Source organism: Yersinia pekkanenii (assembly GCF_001152565.1).
GTDB classification, from domain to species: Bacteria; Pseudomonadota; Gammaproteobacteria; order Enterobacterales; family Enterobacteriaceae; genus Yersinia; species Yersinia pekkanenii.
The window spans coordinates 48,822-75,070 of the sequence record NZ_CQAZ01000011.1; the positions used below are offsets into that span (position 1 = coordinate 48,822).

The following is a 26,249-nucleotide window of genomic DNA, read 5'->3' on the forward strand; positions in this document are numbered from 1 at the left end:
ATTTTTTTATTTATAGAACAAGTGGTACCTGCCGCTCTAAATTATCTAAAAATCAATTACTGACAACACGCAGCATGACTAATTATGTCTATAGTTAGCAATAGCAGAGCCTGAGATGAGCAGGTCTCAGGTGTGTTAATGAATAACCTCTTAGTCGGTAAATAAAGGCAAGGCTAATTATTTATGCGTTTATCTTCATTGTTATTATTGAGTCTGTTGCCACTTTCTATCTCTGCGGCTTTAGCCCTAGCGCCAACTGACAAGCTGGATGATGACCGCAGTATTGCGGATCAAACCACATTGTTCTTCGGAAAAGATGACCGCACAGCGATAAGTAATAGTTCTCTCTGGCCATGGCAAGCCATCGGACAAGTTGAAACCGCGAGTGGCAATCTTTGTACCGCAACGTTGATTTCCCCTCGCCTGGCGCTAACTGCTGGCCATTGCGTACTGGCTCCTCCGGGTAAGATTGACCGTGCTGTTACCTTGCGATTTATTTCTCATGATGGTCATTGGAAGTACCAGATTACCCGTCTGGAAACACTGGTAGATGCCAAATTGGGTAAGAAACTCAAACCAGATGGTGATGGTTGGATAGTCCCCCCCGCTGCGGCAGCCTATGATTTTGCACTCATTCGATTAACTAATACTAAGTCTATTCCCATCAAACCCTTACCTCTTTGGGATGGAACCGCTACTGAACTGACCCAGGTGCTTAAACGGGTTAATCGTAAAATAACTCAAGCGGGTTATCCTCTCGATCATCTTGAAACGTTATACCGCGATGAAGACTGTCTGATTACAGGATGGGCGCAACAAGGTGTGCTTTCACACCAGTGTGATACCTTGCCCGGTGATAGTGGATCGCCCTTGCTACTAAAGAATGGCAAGGAATGGTCTTTGATTGCCATTCAAAGCTCAGCCCCTGCCGCCAAAGATCGCTACCTTGCAGATAACCGGGCCTTAGCGGTAACTGCCATTAAAGACCGGTTAAAAACGCTTGCTAATACAGCCGCCAAGTGATCATGTAAAGGCAATAATGCACTGAGTGGCATAACTAATATCCACTATTCCTTAATTGCTCAATGGGGCTTTTGATTAAATTGAAAAACAAAAGTCCCGTCTAATGCAGCGGCATATCGGCTCAAGGTAGTGAGGTTAGGCGAGATAATACCTTTTTCCATACGGCTAATATTTTGTTTTTTCAGCCCCGCCCGCCGAGCAACCTCTTTTTGTGTCAGATTACATTGCTGACGGGCCGCTTTGAGTTCCGTCATCATGGCTTGCCGAATCTGCAAGTCTGAGTAGGCTTCTTTTACCTGAGGATGATTTAAGGCTGCCGCTTTAACCTCAGAAAAAGGAATAATGTCGAAATCATCTTGTTTTTTCATGGCTGCAATCTCCGTTTGAGTTCCTTCATACGCTGATAGGCCAACATCAGTGTTCGTCTTGGGGTTTTTTGCGTCTTCTTCTGTACAATATGAATGATATAAACTTGCTGATCAGCATGGTAGAAGAAAAAACCACGCCCTATTCCTTCTTTCGCGCTGACCCGCAACTCTTTTAATCCCCGCCCAATATCCCGAACCTCCGGCTCCCTCAGCTCGTGACCATAAGCTTCTAGCTCATCGATAGCTTTAATTAATACCGCCTGAATACCTACGGGTAATTTAAACAACTCTCGCTGCGCTAATCTCAACAAACTAATCTTATACATAAGCAATCCCTGCTCCGGAAAAACTCTATCAAACTCACCAACGGTAATCAAATATGGTGACCCACAATCAGACAAACTTTGAACAATCCGTCAGATTTCCAGAGCAGATATACCTGTAGTTGAAGAGACGATGCAATAACACCACCGCTATATGAGACAGTTAATTAGTAATTCTCGAAATGCTTCGCACTAAGGTTGGCTTGTTTCATCGATTGCATGCTGAATTTTTATATAAAAATAGATAAATCATATAGATAATGATGTTTTAATTTCATTCAGAGAGGAGTTTAGCCTGCGACAGATCCCGCGCCCAAATCAACCATGCTTTGGGCGCGGAATGATATTAATCAAACAGAAAGCTGTTCGATCGTTTGTAAAATACGCTTGTCAGAAATAGGATATGCCGTCCCTAATTGTTGCGCAAATAAGCTCACACGCAGTTCTTCAATCATCCAGCGGACTTCTTTAACCTCTTCATCTTGCTGACGTTTTGGCGGCAATTTATTGAGCCATTGCTGCCACATTTGTTGAACGTGTTCAATTCGTAGCATTTGTGCGCGATCACGGTGAGGGTCCATTGCCAGTTTTTCCAACCGGCGCTCAATCGCTTGCAAATAACGCAAAGTATCCGGTAACCGTTTCCAGCCATTATTGGTCACGAAACCACGATAAATTAGACCTGCTAATTGTGCTTTGATATCCGAAAGAGCGAGTGCCATTGAGATATCTATCCGGCCTTTCAGTCGCTTATTAATACTGAATACTGTGGTTAGGATTTGTTCGACTTGCTTGGCAATATCAACCACGGTGTCATTCAGCTCGGCACGAACCTTTTCCTGTAGCCGGGCAAAATCTGCCTGTTGCCATACTGGGCCACCGTGTTGCGCGATCAATTTATCCACACCACAGGCAATGCAATCATCAATCAGATCCATTACTTTGCCATAAGTATTGAAATAAAGCCCCAGCTTGGATTTGTTCGGCAATTTTTCATGTAAGTACTTAATGGGTGAAGGAATGTTCAACAGTAATAAACGCCGGGTACCTTGCCACATAGCCTGTTGTTGCTGGATTTCGGTATCAAATAAACGGATCGCAACACGGTCTTTTTCATCCACCAGTGCCGGATACGCTTTAACTTCGTATCCGCCACGGCGCTGTTCATAGCACACCGGCAGATCGCCAAAACTCCAGATATGTAAGTCATTTTGTTCAATACCGTCATCGGCAACCGCAGAGAGTGTTTCTTGCACTTTCTGTTGTAACTGTAACTTCAGAGCGGCAAGATCTTTGCCTTCACGCAGGGTGCGGTTTTTATCATCCAGCACCCGGAAGGTTATTTTTAGATGATCAGGAACCTGGTCCCATTGCCAACTTTCACGTGACACTGTCACGCCAGTCATGCGCCTTAACTCACGCTCCAATGCATCCAGCAAACTCGTTTCCAATGGTGTCGCCCGCGCCAGGAAAGCCTCGGCATAGTTGGGCGCGGGTACAAAATTACGCCGCACAGGCTTAGGTAATGATTTGATCAGTGCGATGACCCGTTCACGACGGACCCCGGGGATCTGCCAATCAAAGCCCTGTTCCTGAACCTGATTCAAAATCGGCAAGGGTATATGTACCGTAACCCCATCAGCGTCAGTACCCGGTTCAAATTGATAGGAAAGCCGTAATTTGAGTGAACCCTGATACCAAAAGTTTGGATAATCCAGCGGGTTAACTTTGTCAGCGCCATCTTTGATCAGCATCGCTTTTTCAAAATTCAGCAATTCCGGCTGCGTCTGGCTGGTTTTTTTCCACCAGCTATCAAAATGGCGAGCTGAAATAACATCACGACCAATCCGCTGATCATAGAAGTTAAACAGCGTCTCATCATCCACCAGAATATCGCGCCGACGCGATTTGTGTTCCAACTCCTCAACTTCGGTCAATAATTTGAGATTGGCACGAAAGAAGGCGTGGCGGGTTTGCCAATCGCCCTCCACTAACCCATGACGGATAAACAGTTCGCGGCACAGTGGCGGATCAATCGGCCCATAATTGATTTTACGTTCAGCGACAATGGGTAAGCCAAATAAAGTGACTTTCTCACTGGCCATCACGGCCCCTTGCGCTTTCTCCCAATGCGGATCGCTATAATGGTGTTTTACCAGGTGCTGAGCCAAAGGTTCAATCCACTCCGGCTCAATGCGTGCCGCGATGCGACCCCACAAGCGGCTGGTTTCAACCAACTCAGCCACCATGCTCCATTTCGGTGGTTTTTTGAATAAACCGGAACCAGGGAAGATGGCAAATCGCGCATTACGAGCACCAGTATATTCCTGCTTCTCAACATCTTTTTGCCCAATATGGGATAACAAGCCGCTCAATATTGCGCTATGTACACTGCGATAATCCGCAGCAACACTATTAACCGGAATACCCAGCTCTTTTACCACCTGACGCAATTGAGTGTAGATATCCTGCCATTCACGCACGCGCAGATAGTTCAGAAAATCGCTACGACATAACTTGCGGAACTGTGCCGATGACAGCTCTTTTTGCTGTTCTTTCAGGTAATCCCATAAGTTAACAAACGCCATGAAATCTGAGTCTTTATCGGCAAAACGGCGGTGTTTTTCATCCGAGGCTTGCTGTTTATCCATTGGACGTTCACGCGGATCTTGAATGGATAACGCCGAGGTGATAATCATCAATTCTCTTACGCTGCCGCTTTTTTGCGCTTCCAGTACCATGCGAGCCATGCGGGGATCAACCGGCAATTGAGCCAGTTGGCGGCCTAATGGCGTCAGTTGTTGATGGCCATTATCAGCAGTTTGTATCGCACCCAGCTCTTCTAACAGCCGAACACCATCTTGAATATTGCGTTTATCCGGCGCTTCCACAAACGGGAATGCGGCAATATCCCCCAAACCCAGTGACGTCATTTGCAGAATGACGGACGCCAGATTGGTGCGTAAAATTTCCGGATCGGTAAATTCAGGGCGGGAGAGGAAATCCTGCTCCGAATAAAGACGAATACAGATACCATCCGATACCCGCCCACAGCGGCCCTTACGCTGATTGGCTGAGGCTTGAGAGACCGGTTCAATCGGCAAGCGCTGCACCTTAGTGCGGAAGCTATAACGGCTGATACGTGCCGTGCCGGGATCGATAACATACTTAATACCGGGCACGGTTAACGAGGTCTCTGCCACGTTGGTCGCTAATACAATGCGCCGCCCGTGATGAGACTGGAACACCCTATTTTGCTCGCTGTTAGATAAACGGGCATAGAGTGGCAGCACTTCGGTATGCGGCAGGTTTTGTTTCATCAGCGCATCGGCGGTGTCACGGATCTCACGTTCACCACTCATAAAGATCAGAATATCGCCGGGGCTTTCATGGCTCAATTCATCAACCGCATCAAAAATGGCTTGTAGCTGATCCCGTTCTACATCGTCGGCATCATCGACTATTGGACGATAGCGAACATCCACCGGATAGGTACGACCAGAAACTTCGATAATAGGCGCATTATTGAAATGCTGGGAGAAGCGCTGCGGATCTATGGTTGCCGAAGTAATAATGACTTTCAGGTCAGGGCGTTTTGGCAATAACTCACGTAAATAACCCAAAATGAAATCAATATTAAGGCTGCGTTCATGCGCCTCATCAATAATCAAGGTGTCATATTGCATCAACAGGCGATCCTGCTGAATTTCAGCCAGCAGAATACCGTCGGTCATCAATTTAACCAGCGTGTTCTCACCGACCTGATCGTGAAAACGCACTTTATAACCGACGCAACCGCCAAGGGAGGTATCCAGTTCATCCGCAATACGATTAGCCACGGTACGTGCCGCCAAACGGCGTGGCTGGGTATGACCTATCACCCCTTTCACCCCGCGCCCCAGTTCGAGACAAATTTTCGGTAACTGGGTGGTTTTACCCGAGCCGGTTTCACCTGCGACAATAATCACCTGATGGTCGCGGATGGCATTATAGATATCTTGCTTCTTCTGGCTGACCGGCAAGTTTTCAGGATAAGTGATCACCGGACAGGCAGCGCGACGCTGCTTAACCCGCTGCATAGCCGTGGCTATTTCCGCTTCGATTTCGCGAGTCATAGCCGCGACAGACTCTGGATTATTGACTTTTCGTGCGCCTTGCAGCCGACGCCGCATGCGTTGTTGGTCACGGAGCATCAACTCCCCGAGTTGGGTCGATAATGCTGCGAGTGAAGATTTCACGTTCAGTGTTCCTTGTTACGATGCGGCTACCACCTAAGGTGCCAGCCTAATGATTTATGCTATGGATCTGATTGGCCAATATTTTTTATTAATCAGTATCAATTGGTTACCTGCCAATATTTATGTCATCAACGTCAAATTGATAAGTGACCCATCGCTTTTATTATATAAATTCTTACCTGATATGGTAACACAGCCTCGCTTTGCGCCGTAACCCAGCGGGTATTCCCTATCCGACTCTCTTCATTCAATAAAATCGAACAAAGAACGCAAAATATTGCGCTATCACTGATAGGAAAATATGAATAAAGTGTATCTCATCGAAAGGGCGTCTCGCCTAAGTCTCTGTTACCTGTTAAGGAATTACGATGAGCAAAGTACTGGTTCTGAAATCAAGTATTCTGGCAAACTATTCACAGTCCAACCAATTGGCTGATTTTTTTATTGAACAATGGCAGGCAGCCCACGCAGGCGATGAAATCACGGTACGTGACCTGGCCGCTCAGCCGATCCCTGTATTAGATGGCGAACTGGTGGGAGCTTTGCGTCCTTCAGATGCCGCGCTGACACCGCGTCAACAAGAAGCGCTGGCACTGTCTGATGAGCTAATTGCTGAATTGCAAGCCAATGACGTGATAGTGATGGCGGCACCGATGTACAACTTCAATATTCCGACACAGTTGAAAAACTACTTTGACTTGATTGCCCGTGCTGGCGTGACTTTCCGTTATACCGAAAAAGGCCCTGAAGGCTTGGTCACCGGCAAACGTGCCATTATCCTGACCAGCCGTGGCGGCATCCACAAAGATACCCCAACTGACCTGGTTGTCCCTTACCTGCGTCTGTTCCTGGGCTTTATCGGCATTACCGATGTTGAGTTCGTATTTGCAGAAGGCATTGCCTATGGTCCTGAAGTGGCGACCAAAGCCCAGTCGGACGCCAAAGCATTACTGGCTCAGGTTGTTAGCGCTTAATTAGTCATTTACGCGCACCGCCGAGTGTCTTCGTTAATGCGCGACTGAAATGACCGGGTATTACCCTCGCGTTACCCAATAGTGTCATCGAATAATTGCGCGCCTTCGGGCGCGCTTTTTTGCGTTTATTCCACCGGCCGCTATTCCGCCAGCAACAACATGGCACTTTCTTCGTCCGTAACCAAACCATTCACCCAATGGCCACTGAGCGCCGCTTTGATTGCCTGATGTTTCTCCTTGCCGCCGGCAATAGCAATTACCGGCTTCTCTGGTTGAATACGCAGGCTGGCACTGGTTAAGCACTGATCTAACTCGTAGGCAACGCGCTGCCCGTCGATATCAATAAAATGCCCCAGTATTTCTGCCACTACATTTGCGGCTATCAGTGCATCAACATCTTGCTCAGAGATAAATCCATCTTGGTGCAACGGGCAATCATAACCAATCGAGCCAATACCGATAAAAGTGACATCGGCCTGGGCCGCTTTCTCAGTGACCGTGCGGTAAATACGGTGATTACACCACAGGTCGCGATCAGCCGCGCTATCCGCAAACAGCGGTGCGGGCAAAATAAAATAGCGCCCTTGCGTTTTCTCTGCCATCCACAGCGGAACGTCATAGCGAGTACAAGAGCCATCAGAGGCGATAGCCCCAATAAGCGAGACACAACTGTGTTGAGGCCGCTCGAAATCAGGTAGCTCATCAATGGCAGATTTCAGGCTGCGACCGGAACCCACCCCAATCACCATTGGCTGCTCTTGGCGTAGAAATTGTGTCATGGTTTCAGCCCCCACCACGGCAATAGCCCGTTGAATGCCTGCGCTATCCATCCCCAGACTGGGCACCACCTGGCATTGATGCAAACCATATTGCTGTTGCAACCGCGCTGCCAACGCCATACAGCGCCCCACCGGGTGGGTGATGCTGACACTGACCAGCCCGTTATCAAGCGCACACGCTACCAGCCGCTGTGCCACCTGACGTGAAACCCCCAGCGCATCCGCAATTTCATGCTGGGTTTGCCCGGCGACGTAATACATCCAGGCCGCTCTGGCCGCCTGATCTAATTTCTTATCACTCTTATGCATGAGTTATCTGCGCTGGAGTTATGGATGAAATAGCAATGTTAATCATTTTACGCCGCTATTGGGCAGATTTTTATCTCCACTGTCATTTATGTGAGCTAAAGCCCAACTAAAGGGCAAAAGTTAAATTAATCTAGCCTCATTAGGGCAAATGCTCAATTGAAGGGCCTTTGCTCGGAATGATTACTTTTAAAGCATTCTATGATTGCGGAGCACATGATGAACACTGAGCTAAAATCCCCCCCTGCCGTATGGTTACATATTGGTGCAGGCTCTTTCCACCGCGCCCATCAGGCTTGGTATCTGCATCGTTTACGGGTCATGGGCGATAACCGCTGGTCCATTGCATTGGCCAATATTCGCGATGACGCCGCCCCTTTACTGGCCGCGTTGCAGGCGCAGGATGGGGAATACGTGCTAGAAACCGTCACTCCTGCGGGTGAACGGCAATATGAAAAAATTACTTCACTGCGAAAAATCATCCCATGGGATAAAGAACTGAGCCATTTAGTCGAGCAAGGTAGCCAGCCGGAGACCCGTGTTATCTCCTTTACCGTGACCGAGGGCGGCTACTATCTGGATAACCAATTTAACCTGCAACAGGATAACGCGGATATTCAGGCTGACCTTAAAGGGGATTGTCGGACGATTTACGGCGCTATCAGTCGTATTTTGCTACAGCGGCAACAAATGCAGAGTGGCCCGGTGACCTTGCTGAACTGCGATAACCTGCGCCATAACGGTGAGCGTTTCCGCCATTGCCTGTTGGAGTTTCTTGCCCTACGTGATCAACAAAGCCTGCTGAGTTGGGCCACAGAGCAAACCCGTAGCCCGAATACCATGGTTGATCGTATTACCCCTCGCCCCTCTGACGACATCGCCCCCCGCGTGCTGGAGCAAACCGGTTTTGCTGATGCGGTGCCGGTGATGGGGGAATCCTTCATTCAGTGGGTTATTGAAGACGATTTTATCGCCGGTCGCCCGGCACTGGAAAATGTCGGCGTAGAGATGGTGGCATCAGTACTGCCGTATGAAGAAGCCAAAATCCGCATCCTCAATGCCAGTCATAGCTGTATTGCCTGGGCCGGAAGCCTGATTGGGCAGAGTTACATTCATGAAAGTACCCAAACAGACTCTATTCGCCAAATGGCTTATGACTATGTGACTCAGGATGTCATTCCGTCGCTATCACCTAGCCCACTGGATCTGACCAATTACCGCGATGTGGTACTGGATCGCTTCAGTAACCCCTACATTCGTGATACTAACCAACGCGTTGCCGCCGACGGTTTCTCTAAAATCCCCGGATTTATTACCCCGACGCTGATGGAGTGCTACCAGCGAGACGAAACCCCAGCAGCGACCGCCATGTTGCCCGCCCTATTCTTTGTCTTTATGGAACGCTGGCACCAAGGCACCCTGCCGTATGAATACCAGGATGGAATACTGGACTCATCGGTTGTCCACGCCATGTTCCAGTCTACCGATCCAGCCGGTCGGTACGCCCGTGACAACAAACTGTTTGGTCCGTTGGCCAGTGACCGCCAGTTTGAACAGCTATTACGCCAATCTATTGACCAGGTAAATGCCTGGGTTGCCGCTAACCGTTAATCATCGACTAGGAATGGCTATGTATCTTGGACTTGATTTAGGGACGTCAGAAATTAAAGCCATGGTGATTGACGACCAGGGGCAAATTCTGGCCAGTGAAGGTGAACCCTTAACCGTGCAACGCCCGCACCCATTGTGGTCAGAGCAACATCCCACTGACTGGTGGCAGGCTACACAACGGGTGATTGGCCGCTTACGCCATAAAATACCGCAACGCTGGGGGGAGATCCTCGCGATTGGCCTTTCTGGTCAAATGCACGGCGCAGTGCTGCTGAGTCGCGAAGACCGTATCCTGCGTCCGGCCATTTTGTGGAATGACGCGCGTTGTGCCGAAGAGTGTGAAGAACTGACCCGCAATGCGCCGCAGTTGCATCAGGTTGCCGGTAATCTGGCGATGCCGGGTTTTACTGCGCCGAAACTGCTGTGGGTTGCCCGTCATGAGCCGGAGATCTTTGCGCAACTGGCTACGGTGCTGCTGCCTAAAGATTATCTGCGCTGGATGATGAGTGGCGATAAGGTCAGCGACATGTCTGATGCTGCCGGAACGCTGTGGCTGGATGTGGCAAAGCGCGATTGGTCAGACTCTCTGCTGGCGGCCTGTGGGTTGTCGCGCGATATGATGCCACGCCTGGTTGAAGGTAATGCGCCAAGTGGTTATCTGAAGGCGGATATTGCCCGTGAGTGGGGCTTGTCCGATAAGGTGGTGATTGCCGGCGGGGGGGGTGATAACGCGGCCAGTGCCGTGGGAATTGGTGCTATAAATCCCGGAGATGGTTTTATTTCTCTGGGCACATCCGGCGTATTGTTTGCCGTCAATGATTGCTATCGGCCTAATCCACAATCTGCGGTCCATGCTTTTTGTCATGCCCTGCCACAGCGCTGGCATCAGATGAGTGTGATGTTAACCGCCGCCAGTGCATTGCGCTGGTTGTGCCAACTGCTGGGTACCAATGAAACCACGCTATTGTCTGAAGTAGCCCAATTCAGCCGGGCAGAACAGCGGCTGGCACCTATTTTTCTGCCGTACCTTTCCGGCGAACGCACCCCGCATAACGACCCGCTGGCAACCGGTGCTTTCCACGGCATGACCCATGCCACTGATCGGGCGGCGCTGGGCTATGCCGTACTGGAAGGTGTCACTTTTGGTATCGCTGATGGTCTGGCGGTATTACAACAGGCCGGAACCAGGCTGGCTCAATCGTCCTTGATTGGCGGTGGCGCTCGCAGTGTGTGGTGGGGCCAGCTAATGGCGGACACCCTTAACCTGCCAATTGTTACCCACAGTGGTGGTGAAGCCGGAGGGGCTTTAGGTGCGGCTCGTTTAGGCTGGTTAGCGACGGGTGGAGATGAGCAACTTGTCTGCAGCAAGCCGCACATTGACCAGCGTTTTATCCCTGATGTTAACCGACAGGATGTCTTATTTGCCCGACTTGAACGCTACCGGCGGCTCTATCAACAGCAGCGGCAGTTACGTCAATAGCCATCTCATCCACTGCCGCGATAACTGCCTGACAATATAAATAAATAACACGCCCAGGCGAGCATATCGCCTTTTTTCTCTGTCCCTACCATCAGTTGCTCCTACCAGCAGCTCAACCAGTCGGCGTTCAAGCGCCAGAGGACTAAACGATGCAAAAGAAACCTACCCATTGGTTTGGTTTGCCGATGAATTTGTTCTGGGGTTACATTGCTATTGCCATTTTTATGAGCGGCGATGGCTTTGAAATGGCCTTCTTATCCAAACATATTACCGATATGGGTTTTTCCCCGGCGCAATCTGCCTTTGTGTTTACGCTCTATGGACTGGCAGCAGCCATTGCCGCCTGGAGCTCTGGTGTGGTTGCCGAGATAATTACGCCGCAACGCGCCATGCGAATTGGTTTTATCCTGTGGGTGGTCATGCACTGCCTGTTTATGCTGTTCGGGCTAGGCATGAAAAGTTATCCACTGATGTTGTTGTTCTACGGTATCCGTGGCCTCGCATATCCATTATTTATCTATTCGTTTGTTATGCTTATTGTGCAAAACGTGCCAAAGCAGCAGCTTTCCTCTGCGATGGGCTGGTTCTGGGCGATGTATTCTGTCGGTATCGGCGTGGTAGGCAGTTATTTGCCCAGTGTTACCATTCCGATGATTGGCGAAACCGGTACCTTGTGGTTCGCCATTGTCTGGGTCATGACCGGTGGCATGATGGCATTGATACTGCTGCGCAATGTCGGCACCGTCAGCCCTAAAGCCTCGCTCTCCAATAAAGAAAAAATTAAAGAGCTGTCACGGGCAGTCACTCTCTTATTTACCAATAAAAACATCTTCCTGGCTTGCCTGATCCGTATCATTAACACCCTGTCACTGTTTGGCTTTGCGGTTATCATGCCCCTGCTGTTTGTTGGCCGACTTGGCTTTACCCTGTCTGAATGGCTGCAAATTTGGGCGGTGTTCTTCTTCGTGACCATTTTCACCAATATTATGTGGGGGATTTTGGGCGAGAAAATTGGCTGGATGCGGCAGGTACGCTGGTTTGGTTGTATCGGTTGCGCCATTTCTAGCCTGGCATTCTATTATATCCCGGTTTATTTCGGCCATAATTTCTGGGCAGCACTGATACCGGCGGTGATGTTGGGGATCACGGTGGCAGCCTTTGTGCCAATGACCGCCGTTTTTCCCGTATTGGAACCGGAACACAAAGGTGCGGCAATTTCGATTTATAACCTGTCTGCTGGCCTGAGTAATTTTGTCGCCCCGGCGATTGCCTCACTGGTGTTGCCATTCTTCGATATCGTTGGCGTGGTGTGGGTTTATACCGCGCTGTATCTGATTGCTGCCGTGCTGACCCTGATTGTTAAAGTGGAGCAACCCGGTCATGCGGATACCTATTACCGCCAAGAATCGCTCAACAGTATCAGCGACCTTCCTGCTGCTGCCAGTTTGCAAGTGGGGCGCTAGGCGTCTTCGCTGAGCCAAGGGGCAACTGAACCCTTGGCTCAGGCTGCTACTGGCCGAACGGCCTGTTTCCCCTTTGTTTCAGCGCTTCATCCATTGGCCATTAATACCGCGCACATATTCACCCGCCGCCGCACGATTAACTAACTTCTGCCCCGCTAATTTGGCAACATCCTCGGTTGAGATATGGTTTTTCTGTGCCACTTCCTGATACTTCTCAGTTCTGGCAATATTGATTTGATCCACCAAAGCCAGTGTTTCGGCATCTTTTTTCACCGGAGCCAGATAACCACTCAGGGTCTCGCCCACCCGACCTTGCTGCCGGGCCTGTTCCAATGTCAGAGCAAAAGCCCCGCCGCTGAACAGCAGGCTACCACTCAATATCATACCCAGCATTACCCGAATCAATCCTTGAGTGCCACCCAACCAGCCTGACGTTTGCTTTCTCATTCTGGCTCCTTAGAATAGATTGGACTGATTTCTAAGCAAATTTTCCACATCTTTATCAACCTTGATCTGGATTTCATGCTCAATCTTAACATTCATATTGATAGTGATAGGTTTTTCTGGTGTTGCCACCTCAAGGCGTATACAGCCACTGAGCAATAAAATACTCAGAACAATCGCCATACGTTCCCCTGTCAAGATCTTCATTCCTTGGTCCTCGCCGATGCTTTTGGTTGTAAAATAATGGTAGGTTGTGAGCTAATAGTCGATTGTGATGGAATAGCCGGTCGTAACGAAAGTGTTTGCTGCAACCACTCTTGTAAATTGTCACCGAAACGTAAGCTGCGCCAGAGTTGGAACACATTTTCCTGATGTTGATAATTCAGCACGATCTCCCGTTTTCCGTTTTTCTGAGTATTCACTCCATGGATCTTCGAACGTAGCGTTAATTGACCCAGATTATCCAAGTCCACTGTGGCATAAGATTGGTAAATTTCCATATAGCGCAGCCAGTCGATGGCGGCACCCGCGACAAAATTACTGTCATTGATCGAGTTTGCCAGGTCTTGATCCAAACGCAGTGTCACCCTGCCATCGTTGGCAATCCAACCATTGCGTACCAGCCACTGTGGGTTATTGAGATAAAGTGGCAATTCACCGTTCACTTTCCCTGACATCGCAAACTGTTTCGGTTGTAATACCGTAAATAACTCACTCAAATCAATGGCTTTTAATTTCAGTACCGCCGCGTCGTGTTGCGGCAATCGCAAGGCAGACAAGCTAAGGTGGCCGTTCAGAATATCCATGCCAACATGGCTTAACGTCAGCGGCGCATCCTCTGAATACGGATAAGTGCCTTGCAAATCGGCGGTGATATTCTTCATTTCAAACAAGTTGGTTAGCGAGGCAATGCGCAGCATTACTGGCTCTTTAGCCCCCAGCTTCCAGTGGTGATCCTGTAAGCGATATGACATCACAAAATCCAGTCCGCTCAGTTCGCCGTCGTTCAGCCACATACTCCCGTTGTTCACCACCCAGTGCCCGCCCGCGGTAAACCCTTGTTCGCGGGCCGCCGAGAAGGCCGCCTGAGCATAAAACGCCCCATCACGCAGCTTGATGCCCCGCTCTGGTGAAATCAGCGGCTGGAATACCGTTAATGATTGTTTAGGCCACCAGCCTTCACCACGTAGCCGTTCACCATCCCAACGGCCACTAAGCGGGATTGGCCCGATAGCCTCAGCCTGTAACTGCCCCTGCCACAAGAAGTTTTCTGGATCGCGACCATTAAGTTGCAGCGATAATACCGCTGGCGGCAGATAACCGCCGCCGTCGCTAAATGACACTTTTTTAGCACCCAGTTCAAAACCAGCAATAAAGGCCGGATGATGATTATCCCGTTGCCAGGTCAGAGGTTTCACCAATGTCAGCCGGGGTGCCTCGACCAAAACCAGACCATATTGCAGATGATCAAAACCAGTCGAGAGTTTATCCAGTGTTATCAGCGTACCTTGCCAGCGCCCCTTGCCCGCCATATCCCAACCCGCAGCCAATGGCGGCAGGTGACCACTGCCCCAATAACGCCACTGCCACTGACCTTTGTCTGGCCAAAAATCTTGCGCCTGACCATCAAGATGCAGATTAAAATCACCCCAGTAACTGTCCTGTGCATCAACAATGGCCTGTAGACGCCCGGTAACACCATTGGCAGTGACTTTTACCCCCGCCAGGGGCCAGCGTGCATCTTTTATTCGCAATTCCGGCGTCACATTACCATGCGCACGCAGTAAAGCGCCGGGGTGCAATAGCCAGGTTGGGTTCAGTACCGAGCCACTGAGTCGGCCGGGAATAGTGGCATTTAATACCATGCTGTCCAGATTAGCCTGCCCACTAAGCTGAAATTTTAAATCGCTGTTTACCACGCTCAGATTACCCGGCCCGAGGGTTAAGACTGCATTGCCCTTGCCACTTTTTCCTGCGGTAATCACATTAATCCGCGCTTCAACCACAGCCTGATCCAACCCCTGATCCCAGTCATATAACGTCAGATTAATACCGCCCCTTAACGGTTGCTGGGCGTACGGCCATTGCCACTGACCGTTAACAATCTGGATTTGGTTTAGCGCTGGCTTTTGGGTTAAAACATGTCGGTTTAAAACATGTCGGTTTAAAACAATACGCCACGGCAACTGAGCAAGAGGAGTGTCATCACCGTGCTCAGCCAGTGTCAATACGCCCTGCTGCTGCTGCCAACTCAGATTCAGCAATAGCGATTTAGACAGATAACCGGTGGTTAATAGGCCCTTTAGCTCGCCCTGTTCTGGCCAGCCATCCAACGACAGTGGAATTTTAATTTTACCGCTCAGTTCGAAAGGTTGTGATGTCCCGGGAACCGCAATAGAGAATTGATGCAGACTCAGTTGCTGGTTCTGATCAAGGGTCGCCGCAAAGCTCAGTTGTTGGCCCTGATAACGTAATTCTTGAGTCAGTTTATTCTTGTCAGGTGATGTGAGTGTCAGTTTACCGGCATATTGTTGCCAGGGTGTCATCTGCAAATGATCAATATCCAGATTCAGCGCCGATAACTGCTGTTGCCAGTGAGCTAAATTTTGTGGTGCACTGTCACTATTGGCGGGTAACTGGCTGAAACAAGCCGTATCTAACGCAACCTTATCGGCCCTCAGTTGCCAGCGGCCCTCGTGGTAACCCACGCTCAATTGCTTAATATTGGCCAGAGTGCAATCTTGTGCGAGATAACTCAGTTGCGCGATACGTAAAGCACCATCACGCCAAACCGGAGGGCGGGAAAGTGTTATCTGACTACCGGCAGGTAACCAATAATGTGCCACTTTGGGTAACCACTGCGGCAGTGTTTTCCATAATGTCATCAGAGAAATTGCGCTGATTAATAACCACCAACCCACTATTTTTGCGCATTTAGTCATGACTCTCCTTGTTTTATCACCCACCAGACTAACAGTGTGCTTTAATCAATCTATTGCAAGATACCATAATAGATAAATCTACTCTTGTAGCTCAAACAGAACGGTTGCTATTGAACCTATTGCCCTTGAATACTGGAATAAAACCCTGACCTCTTTGGCATTAGAACGTTACAAGTATCTATTTAACTTATTATTGTGGCAAATTGTATGATTTATTCAAATCTGTTAGATTGATCACAATATTTTAGCGGAGAAATCACGATGAAATTAGCCGTTTACAGTACTAAACAGTATGACCGTAAATACCTCGAATTGGTCAACAAAGACTTTGGCTTTGAATTAGAGTTTTTCGACTTTCTGTTAGCCCCTAAAACAGCAAAAATGGCTGCAGGTTGTGATGCGGTCTGTATTTTCGTCAATGATGATGCTTGTCGCACGACCCTGGAACAGTTGAAAGAGGTTGGGGTTAAGACTCTGGCATTACGCTGTGCCGGCTTTAATAATGTGGATTTGGACGCTGCGAAAGAATTGGGCATTCAGGTGGTCCGCGTTCCGGCTTATTCGCCCGAAGCTGTTGCTGAACATACCGTCGGTATGATGCTGAGCTTAAACCGCCGTATTCATCGTGCCTATCAGCGTACCCGAGATGCCAACTTCTCGCTAGAAGGCCTGATTGGCTTCAATATGCATGGCCGTACTGCGGGGATTATCGGTACCGGTAAAATTGGTGTGGCCACCATGCGCATCTTAAAAGGCTTTGGGATGCGTTTGTTAGCCCATGACCCTTACCCAAGCCAAGCCGCACTGGAGCTGGGCGCGGAATATGTTGACCTCAAAACCTTGTATGCCGAATCTGATGTTATCTCGCTACATTGCCCTATGACACCAGAAAACCACCATTTGCTTAATAAACCATCATTTGATCAAATGAAGAATGGCGTGATGATCATCAACACCAGTCGCGGTGGTTTGATTGACTCTACCGCAGCGATCGATGCACTGAAACAGCAGAAAATTGGCTCGCTCGGCATGGATGTATATGAAAATGAACGTGATCTGTTCTTTGAAGATAAATCCAATGACGTCATTCAGGATGACGTTTTCCGCCGTCTGTCCTCTTGCCATAACGTGTTATTTACCGGGCATCAGGCATTTCTGACAGAAGAAGCACTGACCAGTATTTCTACTACTACCATGCAGAATATTGCCCAGTTAGACAAGGGCGAACATTGCCCAAATATTATTACCGCCTGATTATCTATACGTTAGTAACAACCAGGATGAGATACCCAATAGATTTCGAGATTGCAGGTAGACGGCAAACGAGAGAGTCCCGATGAGCTTACATCAGTAAGTGATTCGGGTAAGCGAGAGTAGCCAACACCCCTGCAACTTGAAAGATAAAGGGTCTCAGCGTGCTGGACAAGCGCCGCGCATTAATGCCCACTCTTCACAACGTTTGCCATCCGGTAGCTGACACATCCCTACACTACCGCCATTAAGTTGTTTGGCAATGGTCAATACCCCGCCCGCATTGGCACAGTTGACGGCTGCCGGATTGGCCATATTAAGATTATGGTGGGCACTGGTAGCTTGTTGCACGGGCTCATAGGCGTCGTTATTATTTAAAGCAGTGTCGGTTGGGTTATTGCTGCTACAGGCGGCTAAAAAGAATACCGCGCCGCCCACAAACCAAGATAATGCTTTCATTCTTTTTCTCCGGCATGAAAAATATATAACGCTATAATTGGTTTATATAGTATCTGTTACAATTAAAACACAACATAAATAAACATAAACGCAAAAATTTAATTTAGATTAGCGTAGATCAATGCAAGTAACCGAATTATCGCGGTACTTTGGCGTGAAAGTTTGGCAAAAATATTAAAAACAATATTAATCAGGGTGATAATCAGACACCTGGGGTCTGTACAAGAATAAATGGGAATAACTATGATCACTGATTTGCTGCTACGAATTGCCCTGGCAGGTGCGCTAGGCGGGTTAATTGGTATTGAACGTCAATTGCGTTCTAAAGAAGCAGGATTACGCACTCATATCCTGGTGGGTATTGGTAGTGCTATGTTTATGATTGTTTCAAAATACGGTTTCGAGGATTTACTGACACTGGAACACGTTAGTTTTGACCCCAGCCGGGTAGCAGCACAAGTTGTCAGCGGCATGGGTTTCCTCGGTGCCGGGACTATTATGATCCAGAAGCAAATGATTAAAGGACTGACCACCGCAGCGGGGATGTGGGTAACAGCGGCTATCGGCCTGGTGATTGGTAGCGGCCTGTATGAGATTGGTATTTATGGCACTTTGATGACCTTAGTGGTGCTGGAAATCTTCCGCCAAATCAGTAATCGTCTGTTCGGTCAGCATCATTATATTGCCATCAAACTGTTGCCAGAGAGCGTGCCAAGGGTCTTGGTTGCGCTGCAAAAACTTCGCCTGCGGCCCATTAATCTCTCAGTGACGCAAAAACATGAAGCGAATAATAACGACTGTGAGTTAACCATGGATGTGACGTTGTCACCGAGAAAAAGCGTCGATCAGATTTATGCGATGTTATTGGCAATAGATGGAATACATCAGTTGGATATTAAGTAGTGCGTGAGCCGCTGACAAAGTCAAATAAAGGGGAAACGCGCCTTTGGGGTGCCAAAGGCGGAAGCCTTAAATAAACTTTATGCGTGCAGTCGCCGGAGTACCTCTGGGTGCGGTCAACCCGTCACTCACTGAGCCATAAATAGCGTTGTCATTAACCTCAAAGACATGATCAGTGCATTGAGGTCTTCGACAACAAGTTAATGACCATTACTCCCGCTACAATCAGTGTCATTCCGGTAATTGCCGCCCAGTCCAGTTTCTGTTGGTACATAAAAGTGGCTGCAACCGACACTAAAACAATACCTAACCCAGACCAAATTGCATAGGCGATACCCAATGGCATGGTTTTAACCACCTGCGAAAGCCCCCAGAAAGCAATGCCATAACCAACCACGACCACAACAGAGGGTGCCAAACGGGTAAAACCATCAGACGCTTTCAGCATCGTGGTTGCTATCACTTCGGCAACAATCGCCATCATTAAATACATGAAACCACTCATTATCACTCCCTCATTTTAGTACTGAGCCAACATTATGCCCGCCCACGATTAAATGCTCATTAAATCTATTTCAGTTTCACAATTATTTTACAAACACGCTTAACCGTAGTGCGATAATTGCTCTGTACAATGAAATTCGATATCTGACGATAAGTTATAAATAGTTTTCTAATTGTAATAATTATTATCTTAATCGCCACCCTATAAGCTTTTTTCGCGCCAGTGAGCTTATTCGCTGCATTAGGTTATGTACCCCGCCACACAAATGCGATAACTGGCAAAAATGCCCTCTGCTAGAATTTCACTATTAGTTCAAATAAACAGATGGCAGTCACAGCCCCCCTTTTTTCTGTGCATAGTTTGCAATGTGAAGGTATAAATTAATGATGACTACTGACGGTAACAGTGCAGTAGCTTCGGTGGCCTATCGTGCCAGTGAAGTTATTGCTATCTACCCTATTACGCCAAGTTCTACCATGGCAGAACAAGCTGATGCATGGTCTGGTGATGGCAAAGTCAATATCTGGGGCGATGTCCCTCGCGTAGTGGAAATGCAGTCCGAGGGTGGCGCTATCGCCACGGTGCATGGCGCGCTACAAACAGGGGCGCTATCGACCTCTTTTACCTCCTCGCAGGGGTTGCTGTTGATGATCCCCACGCTGTATAAGCTGGCCGGTGAATTGACGCCTTTCGTGCTGCATGTTGCCGCGCGGACTATTGCAACCCATGCGCTGTCGATCTTTGGCGACCACTCAGATGTCATGGCCGTGCGGCAGACGGGCTGCGCCCTGCTCTGCGCCAGCAGCGTACAGGAAGCACAAGATTTCGCCTTAATTTCTCAGGTGGCGACGCTTAATAGCCGCATCCCGTTTATTCATTTCTTTGATGGTTTTCGCACCTCACATGAAATCAATAAAATTGTGCCACTGAGCGATGACACATTACGTCAATTACTGCCACAGAAAGGGATAGATGCTCACCGCAGCCGAGCGCTGACCCCTGATCATCCGGTGATCAGGGGGACCTCCGCCAACCCTGATACCTATTTCCAGTCCCGCGAAGCCACCAATCCTTGGTATAATCACACCTATCAGCACGTTGCCGAGGCCATGCAGGCATTCGCCGAGGCCACCGGCCGCGAATATAAACCGTTTGAATACTACGGTCACCCACAGGCTGAGCGCGTTATTATTCTGATGGGTTCCGCTATTGGTACTTGCGAAGAGGTGATTGATACCTTGCTGACCCGTGGCGAGAAAGTCGGTGTCCTGAAAGTACGCTTATTCCGCCCCTTTTCGGCACAACATCTGTTGAGCGTCTTGCCGCCATCAGTCACAAAAGTGGCGGTGCTGGATCGAACTAAAGAACCCGGCGCACTGGCTGAACCGTTATATCTTGATGTGATGACCGCGCTGGCTGAAGCCTATAGCCGTGGCGAACGAGCTACATTGCCGAAAATCATTGGTGGCCGCTATGGCTTATCGTCCAAAGAATTTGGCCCCGATTGTGCTCTCGCCATTTTCAAAGAACTCTCATTAGACCTGCCACGCCCACGCTTCACCGTAGGGATTTTTGATGACGTGACTGGCCTGTCATTGCCACTGACTGATGAGAAAATAGAACAACGTGCCACACTGGAGGCTTTGTTCTATGGCCTTGGCAGTGATGGTTCGGTCTCTGCCACTAAAAATAATATTAAGATTATCGGTAACAGTACCTCACTGTATGCTCAGGGCTATTTTGTTTACGACTCGAAAAAGGCCGGTGGCCTGACTGTCTCTCATTTGCGCGTCAGTGAAGCCCCGATCAACTCTGCCTATCTGGTGAGCCATGCCGATTTTGTCGGTTGTCACCAATTGCAGTTTATTGATATTTACCCAATGGCTGAACGGTTAAAACCAGGCGGCATTTTCCTGATTAACACCCCGTTCAGTGCAAACGACATGTGGCAACGTCTGCAGCAAGACGTTCAGGCGGTATTACATCAGCGTAATGCCCGTCTGTTTGTGATTAATGCGGCGAAAATTGCCCGTGAGTGCAAACTGGGCGCCCGTATCAATACCGTGATGCAAATGGCGTTCTTTCATTTGACACAAATTTTGCCAACAGCGATGGCGCAAGAGCAATTGCGGGCAGCGATTGACCGTAGCTACAGCAATAAAGGGCCGGAAATTGTTAGCCGTAACTGGCAGGCACTGGATGCCACCCTTGACGCGCTGGCGGAAATTCCACTGCAACCTATTGATGAACATAGCCCAATGCGCCCACCGATCGTCTCGGATCTGGCACCTGATTTCGTTAAAACCGTGACTGCTACCATGCTGGCCGGTTTGGGCGATGCCCTGCCGGTATCGGCCTTCCCGCCGGATGGGACCTGGCCGGTAGGGACGACCCAGTGGGAAAAACGCAATATTGCAGAAAACATTCCTATCTGGCAGCCCGATCTGTGTACCCAGTGTAACCACTGTGTCGCGGCCTGTCCGCACTCGGCAATCCGGGCCAAGGTGATACAGCCAGAAGCCATGGCAAGTGCACCAAATAGCTTGCAATCACTGGATGTAAAAGCCCGCGATATGCGGGGGCAGAAGTATGTGTTGCAAGTCGCGCCAGAGGACTGCACTGGATGTAACCTGTGCTATGAAGTCTGCCCGGCCAAAGATCGTCAAAACCCCGAAATCAAAGCGATAAACATGAAACCGCGGTTGGACCATTTGCTGGAAGAAAAAGCTCACTATGATTTTTTCCTCAAATTACCGGAAATCGATAAAACTCAGATGGAACGTATTGATATCCGGACGTCACAATTGATTTCGCCACTATTTGAATATTCTGGTGCCTGTTCGGGCTGTGGTGAAACACCCTATATTAAGTTGCTGACCCAGTTGTATGGCGATCGGTTGTTAATTGCCAATGCTACCGGTTGTTCATCAATCTATGGCGGCAACCTACCGACAACGCCATATACCACCAATGCGGATGGCCGTGGCCCGGCATGGGCTAACTCATTGTTCGAAGATAATGCCGAATTCGGTTTGGGCTTCCGCCTGACAGTCGATCAGCACCGTCAGCGGGTGACTCGCTTGATTAATCAACTGGCATCACAGTTACCGCCAGAGCTAGTTGATCAGCTCATTAAGCAAGACGCCACACCCGAAGTACGGCGTGAGCAAGTGACACAACTGCGTGAGTTATTGCGCGATATCCCCGGCAATGATGCACAGCAATTAGCCACTGACGCTGACTATCTGGTGGATAAATCTATCTGGCTGATTGGGGGTGACGGTTGGGCATATGACATTGGCTTTGGCGGCCTTGATCACGTGCTAAGTCTGACTGAGAACGTCAATGTGCTGGTACTGGATACTCAGTGTTATTCCAACACTGGCGGGCAGCAATCGAAAGCAACCCCTCTGGGGGCGGTTACCAAATTTGGTGAGCACGGTAAACGCAAGGCGCGCAAAGATTTAGGTGTCAGCATGATGATGTATGGCCATGTCTATGTTGCGCAAATTTCACTGGGCGCACAACTCAACCAGACTGTCAAAGCGCTTCAAGAAGCGGAAGCCTACCCTGGGCCATCACTGATTATCGCTTACAGTCCATGTGAAGAGCATGGCTATGACCTGGCCTACAGCCATGACCAAATGAAGCAATTAACCGCCACCGGTTTCTGGCCGCTTTATCGCTTCGACCCACGCCGCAGTGACGAAGGTAAACCTGCGTTGGCGCTGGACTCCCGTCCACCAGGCAGTGACCTGACAACGACACTGCTCAACGAGCAACGCTTCCGCCGACTCAATACCCAACAGCCTGAGGTTGCCGCGTTGTTGTACGCAGAGGCTGAGAAAGACCTGAAAAAACGCTATGACTTCCTGAGTTTACTGGCAGGCAAAGCGGAAAAAGCACCGTCATAATAAGAAATTAACCCACGCCAATAGGGTGCACTCATTCAGCCGGTCAGTTATTTACTGATCGGCTTTTTATATAATAGTGACCAATCCCACTTATTGAATGATAAACTTGCGCCATAGCTACAATGCTCCGCCATGCCCTAACTGAATATGAGCCACAAATACATGCAAGAGAAACAATTAGTTATCCAAAAAGAATCCGTTGACCAAAAAGAAAAATACAATTTGAACAAATTGCAAAAACGTCTGCGTCACAATGTCGGTCAGGCGATTGCTGATTTTAATATGATTGAAGAAGGTGACCGCGTGATGGTCTGCCTGTCCGGGGGTAAAGACAGCTATACCATGCTGGATATTTTACAAAACCTGCAAAAAAGTGCGCCGATTAACTTCACCTTGATTGCCGTTAACCTCGATCAGAAACAACCGGGCTTCCCTGAAGATATCCTGCCCGCCTATCTGGATAAACAGGGCGTGGAATACAAGATTGTAGAAGAGAATACTTACGGGATCGTGAAAGACATTATTCCTGAAGGGAAAACGACCTGCTCACTGTGCTCCCGCCTGCGCCGTGGGATTTTGTACCGCACGGCTACTGAGCTGGGGGCGACCAAAATAGCACTGGGCCATCACCGTGATGATATTCTGCAAACACTGTTCTTGAATATGTTCTATGGCGGGAAACTGAAAGGCATGCCGCCAAAATTGATGAGCGATGATGGCAAACATGTGGTAATCCGCCCACTGGCCTACTGTCGTGAAAAAGATATTGAACGTTTTGCCGTGATCAGAGAGTACCCTATCATTCCTTGTAACTTATGTGGCTCGCAGCCTAATCTGCAACGTCAGGTCATCAAGGATATGTTACGCGATTGGGATAAACAGTATCCAGGCCGTATCGAAACCTTATTCAGCGCCATGCAAAATGTGGTGCCATCACATTTGAATGACCATAAGTTATTTGATTTTAAAAGTATTACCCACAACAGTGACGTTATTGATGGCGGTGATGTGGCTTTTGATCGGGAAGAGTTACCTCTACAACCTGTTGGCTGGCAACCGGAAGATGATGAAAACGCCGAGAAGCCGCCACTGGTGCGTCTTGACGTACTGGAAATTAGATAAGCACTTCATCAGTCTCGCCTCACTCCGCTTATAGCTCAGAATGAGGCGAGAGGCGACTTTCTGACTTAATCTGCGGTTTTACTTATAAAAAACATAAAAAAATGCCGATGTTTAAACAACATCGGCATCGTAACAATTATGTGCTATGCAGTAATTCAAAATAAAAGTATTACAAATATGGAGCGCAACGCCCATCGCTTGACGTTGCATTCACCTGCAAAGTGATAATGCCTGAGTCATAACTGTCAAATCTTGATATGGCTCAATTTTGCAGTGATTAACCCCCTATCTGGCACACTCTTTTACTCACCGTCCCGTGACTAATTAAAGCCATTTACTGCGCTTTAACCAGAAAGCAACACCCAACACCAACACAACTAACATCATACAGAAGGTCGCAAAACCGAAAGAGTCGGTATTACCTGGGATCCCGCCGAGATTGACACCGAACAAACCGGTCAAAAAAGTCGTAGGCAAAAAAATCATGGCCAGCATCGACATAGTATAGGTCCGTCTGTTCATCGCATCGGCCATTAATGAGCTAATCTCATCGGACAACACCGCGGTGCGGGCAATGCTTGAATCTAAATCCTCTAATCCGCGGCCCAAGCGCTCTGAGATTTCCTGCATACGACGCCGGTCATGATCATCCATCCACGGCAAACGCTCGCTGGCGAGTTTAGAAAAGGCATCACGTTGTGGTGCCATATACCGCCGTAATACAATCAATTGCTTACGTAACAACGCCATTTGCCCACGTTGTGGGATCTTTTGTTCCAATAAATCATCTTCAAGATCGATAATTTTGTCGTGTAAATCTTCGATAAACTCACTGGTATGGTCAGTCAGGCCATCAACAATTGCCACCAGCCAATCGCCACTGTTGGTGGGACCGGTGCCACTTTGCAGATCATTCAGTACATCATCAATGGAGTAAACCTTACGATGACGGGTCGAGACTATCAACTTATCCGTCATATAAACCCGAATCGTGACTAGTTGGTCTGGGCGGGCATCATTATTAAAGTTAATGCCACGCAGGGTTATCATGGTGCCGTCCCCCAAACGGGTGACCTTAGGGCGGACACTCTCACCCGCCAACCCCTCACGAACCACTTCTGGTAGCAATGGCGTATTTTTCAGCCAGGCTTCACTTTCCGTATAGGTGTAATCCAGATGCAACCAACAAGGCTGCTCCGCTGTGGCGATAGTATCAGTACTGATTGAGATCACCCCCCCCTTACCATCGAGCTGATAGGCATAAACGGCATCAGAGACTTGAAGTGCTTTACCTTCGACTACATCCACAACCACATCCTCTATTTCGGCATTTATCATGCAATTAGCTCAGTGTAGCGCTAGCAACCCAAACTTTAAAGGTGCGGTGCCAGGATAGCCCATTGCCCGGATAAAATAACTGATGAGAGGTAATGACGGAATCGAATAAGTTCATAACGCGGTTTACTTCAAACCACGAACTAAGGATAAATAATATTAAAGACGGAGAGCAAACACCTTCTTTGATATACAATTCGACCCAATTGCCAACACGAAACGCTCAAGGAGTATTGATGATGGAAATAAGTATTATTGCATTAATGAAAGCATTAATTGGTGGCGCAGGCGCAGGGTTTGCACTGACTGGTGGTTTATCACTCCTAATACCCGCATTAACCGTTACCGCTTCTTTTGCCTTCACATTTGCTGCACTAGGTGGCGTAGTAACCACAGGACTTTACCTTAAAAATAGCTTGGTAGCCTGATTTGGATAAAAGGGCTTCCCACTGGTACTTGCCGCAAACCACTGATGATTTAGCTATATTCTATTGCATCATTTGTATTTCTTACATGTTGGTACACATCATCTGGGATTGTATCTCAAAAAAGACACCGCCATTCGCACTGGAAAATCTACAATATAAGCTTAATGAATTATATTCATCGTCAACTTTTGCTACGAGTGCCTTCTTCTTTGTGATGCTTTTCGATATAAAAAATCCATTGAGAGCATCAGACGCATTTATCTTTCCGTTGATCGTGGCATCTCTTACCGGTTTTATGATATCCATCTCTGCAATTGTACCTAAGCAATCCGAACATAAAAGCCACAAATAGATTTTAATATTTTCAGTAACTATTTAATCATG

At 48.4% G+C, this 26,249-nt stretch carries 20 protein-coding genes; 10 read left to right on the plus strand and 10 right to left on the minus strand.

Annotation, left to right across the window (positions count from 1 at the left end; translation table 11 throughout):
* Positions 1-183 precede the first annotated feature (183 nt).
* A complete protein-coding gene (locus AEP37_RS07395) occupies positions 184-1,023 on the plus strand; it encodes a trypsin-like serine peptidase (RefSeq protein ID WP_049611976.1) in 840 nt (279 codons plus the stop codon).
* 59 nt (positions 1,024-1,082) lie between these two features.
* Here the strand turns inward: AEP37_RS07395 and AEP37_RS07400 are convergent, their stop codons facing one another.
* The 3 genes from AEP37_RS07400 to hrpA all read right to left on the minus strand — a co-directional run bounded on the left by AEP37_RS07400 (position 1,083) and on the right by hrpA (position 5,952).
* Positions 1,083-1,391 carry a helix-turn-helix domain-containing protein gene (locus AEP37_RS07400; RefSeq protein ID WP_049611978.1) on the minus strand — a complete coding sequence of 103 codons (309 nt, stop codon included), beginning with the start codon at positions 1,389-1,391 and terminating at the stop codon, positions 1,083-1,085.
* Positions 1,388-1,717: a type II toxin-antitoxin system RelE/ParE family toxin gene (locus AEP37_RS07405; protein ID WP_049611980.1), complete on the minus strand. Its 330-nt coding sequence runs from the start codon at positions 1,715-1,717 to the stop codon at positions 1,388-1,390. Before AEP37_RS07405 ends, AEP37_RS07400 begins: the two co-directional genes overlap by 4 nt.
* A 347-nt stretch (positions 1,718-2,064) precedes the next feature.
* Positions 2,065-5,952, minus strand: a complete 3,888-nt coding sequence (hrpA, locus tag AEP37_RS07410; RefSeq protein WP_072086260.1) for an ATP-dependent RNA helicase HrpA — start codon at positions 5,950-5,952, stop codon at positions 2,065-2,067.
* A 368-nt stretch (positions 5,953-6,320) separates the two neighbouring features.
* Here hrpA and azoR point away from each other — a divergent pair, with 368 nt between their 5' ends.
* Positions 6,321-6,926, plus strand: a complete 606-nt coding sequence (azoR, locus tag AEP37_RS07415) for an FMN-dependent NADH-azoreductase (RefSeq protein WP_049611982.1) — start codon at positions 6,321-6,323, stop codon at positions 6,924-6,926.
* 140 nt (positions 6,927-7,066) lie between these two features.
* Here azoR and AEP37_RS07420 read toward each other — a convergent pair whose 3' ends face one another.
* Positions 7,067-8,014: a sugar-binding transcriptional regulator gene (locus AEP37_RS07420; RefSeq protein WP_049611984.1), complete on the minus strand. Its 948-nt coding sequence runs from the start codon at positions 8,012-8,014 to the stop codon at positions 7,067-7,069.
* 216 nt (positions 8,015-8,230) lie between these two features.
* On the opposite strand from AEP37_RS07420, the gene dalD reads away from it, so the two are divergent.
* The 3 genes from dalD to AEP37_RS07435 all read left to right on the plus strand — a co-directional run bounded on the left by dalD (position 8,231) and on the right by AEP37_RS07435 (position 12,565).
* Positions 8,231-9,622: a D-arabinitol 4-dehydrogenase gene (gene dalD / locus AEP37_RS07425; RefSeq protein ID WP_049611986.1), complete on the plus strand. Its 1,392-nt coding sequence runs from the start codon at positions 8,231-8,233 to the stop codon at positions 9,620-9,622.
* Between the two features lie 19 nt (positions 9,623-9,641).
* Positions 9,642-11,102, plus strand: coding sequence for a xylulokinase (gene xylB / locus AEP37_RS07430; protein ID WP_049611987.1), 1,461 nt, complete (start codon positions 9,642-9,644; stop codon positions 11,100-11,102).
* Positions 11,103-11,251: 149 nt separating this feature from the next.
* A complete protein-coding gene (locus AEP37_RS07435) occupies positions 11,252-12,565 on the plus strand; it encodes an MFS transporter (protein ID WP_049611989.1) in 1,314 nt (437 codons plus the stop codon).
* 78 nt (positions 12,566-12,643) lie between these two features.
* Here AEP37_RS07435 and AEP37_RS07440 read toward each other — a convergent pair whose 3' ends face one another.
* The 3 genes from AEP37_RS07440 to AEP37_RS07450 are packed head-to-tail and all read right to left on the minus strand — an operon-like array spanning position 12,644 to position 15,951.
* Positions 12,644-13,012: a YdbL family protein gene (locus AEP37_RS07440; RefSeq protein ID WP_049611992.1), complete on the minus strand. Its 369-nt coding sequence runs from the start codon at positions 13,010-13,012 to the stop codon at positions 12,644-12,646.
* Between the two features lie 9 nt (positions 13,013-13,021).
* Positions 13,022-13,216, minus strand: a complete 195-nt coding sequence (locus AEP37_RS07445) for a YnbE family lipoprotein (RefSeq protein WP_049611994.1) — start codon at positions 13,214-13,216, stop codon at positions 13,022-13,024.
* Positions 13,213-15,951, minus strand: coding sequence for a YdbH family protein (locus AEP37_RS07450; protein ID WP_049611996.1), 2,739 nt, complete (start codon positions 15,949-15,951; stop codon positions 13,213-13,215). The genes AEP37_RS07445 and AEP37_RS07450 overlap by 4 nt, the downstream gene beginning before the upstream one ends.
* Positions 15,952-16,212: 261 nt before the next feature.
* Here AEP37_RS07450 and AEP37_RS07455 point away from each other — a divergent pair, with 261 nt between their 5' ends.
* On the plus strand, positions 16,213-17,205 hold the full coding sequence (locus tag AEP37_RS07455) for a 2-hydroxyacid dehydrogenase (protein WP_049611997.1): 993 nt from the start codon (positions 16,213-16,215) through the stop codon (positions 17,203-17,205).
* A gap of 156 nt (positions 17,206-17,361) precedes the next feature.
* Here the strand turns inward: AEP37_RS07455 and AEP37_RS07460 are convergent, their stop codons facing one another.
* Positions 17,362-17,661, minus strand: coding sequence for a putative hemolysin (locus tag AEP37_RS07460; protein WP_049611999.1), 300 nt, complete (start codon positions 17,659-17,661; stop codon positions 17,362-17,364).
* Between the two features lie 243 nt (positions 17,662-17,904).
* On the opposite strand from AEP37_RS07460, the gene AEP37_RS07465 reads away from it, so the two are divergent.
* Entirely contained in the window at positions 17,905-18,564 is a 660-nt protein-coding gene (locus AEP37_RS07465) for an MgtC/SapB family protein (RefSeq protein ID WP_049612000.1), read from the plus strand.
* Positions 18,565-18,733: 169 nt separating this feature from the next.
* Here the strand turns inward: AEP37_RS07465 and AEP37_RS07470 are convergent, their stop codons facing one another.
* A complete protein-coding gene (locus tag AEP37_RS07470) occupies positions 18,734-19,066 on the minus strand; it encodes a DMT family transporter (RefSeq protein ID WP_049612002.1) in 333 nt (110 codons plus the stop codon).
* A gap of 383 nt (positions 19,067-19,449) precedes the next feature.
* On the opposite strand from AEP37_RS07470, the gene nifJ reads away from it, so the two are divergent.
* Together nifJ and ttcA are read left to right on the plus strand one after the other, a co-directional pair.
* Positions 19,450-22,980 (plus strand): pyruvate:ferredoxin (flavodoxin) oxidoreductase, encoded by a 3,531-nt coding sequence (gene nifJ / locus AEP37_RS07475; protein ID WP_049612004.1) that lies wholly within the window; start codon positions 19,450-19,452, stop codon positions 22,978-22,980.
* Between the two features lie 162 nt (positions 22,981-23,142).
* Positions 23,143-24,102, plus strand: a complete 960-nt coding sequence (gene ttcA / locus AEP37_RS07480; protein WP_049612005.1) for a tRNA 2-thiocytidine(32) synthetase TtcA — start codon at positions 23,143-23,145, stop codon at positions 24,100-24,102.
* A gap of 324 nt (positions 24,103-24,426) precedes the next feature.
* Here ttcA and zntB read toward each other — a convergent pair whose 3' ends face one another.
* Positions 24,427-25,440 carry a zinc transporter ZntB gene (gene zntB, locus AEP37_RS07485; RefSeq protein WP_408068323.1) on the minus strand — a complete coding sequence of 338 codons (1,014 nt, stop codon included), beginning with the start codon at positions 25,438-25,440 and terminating at the stop codon, positions 24,427-24,429.
* 236 nt (positions 25,441-25,676) lie between these two features.
* On the opposite strand from zntB, the gene AEP37_RS07490 reads away from it, so the two are divergent.
* Entirely contained in the window at positions 25,677-25,865 is a 189-nt protein-coding gene (locus tag AEP37_RS07490) for a hypothetical protein (RefSeq protein ID WP_049612099.1), read from the plus strand.
* Positions 25,866-26,249: the final 384 nt, after the last annotated feature.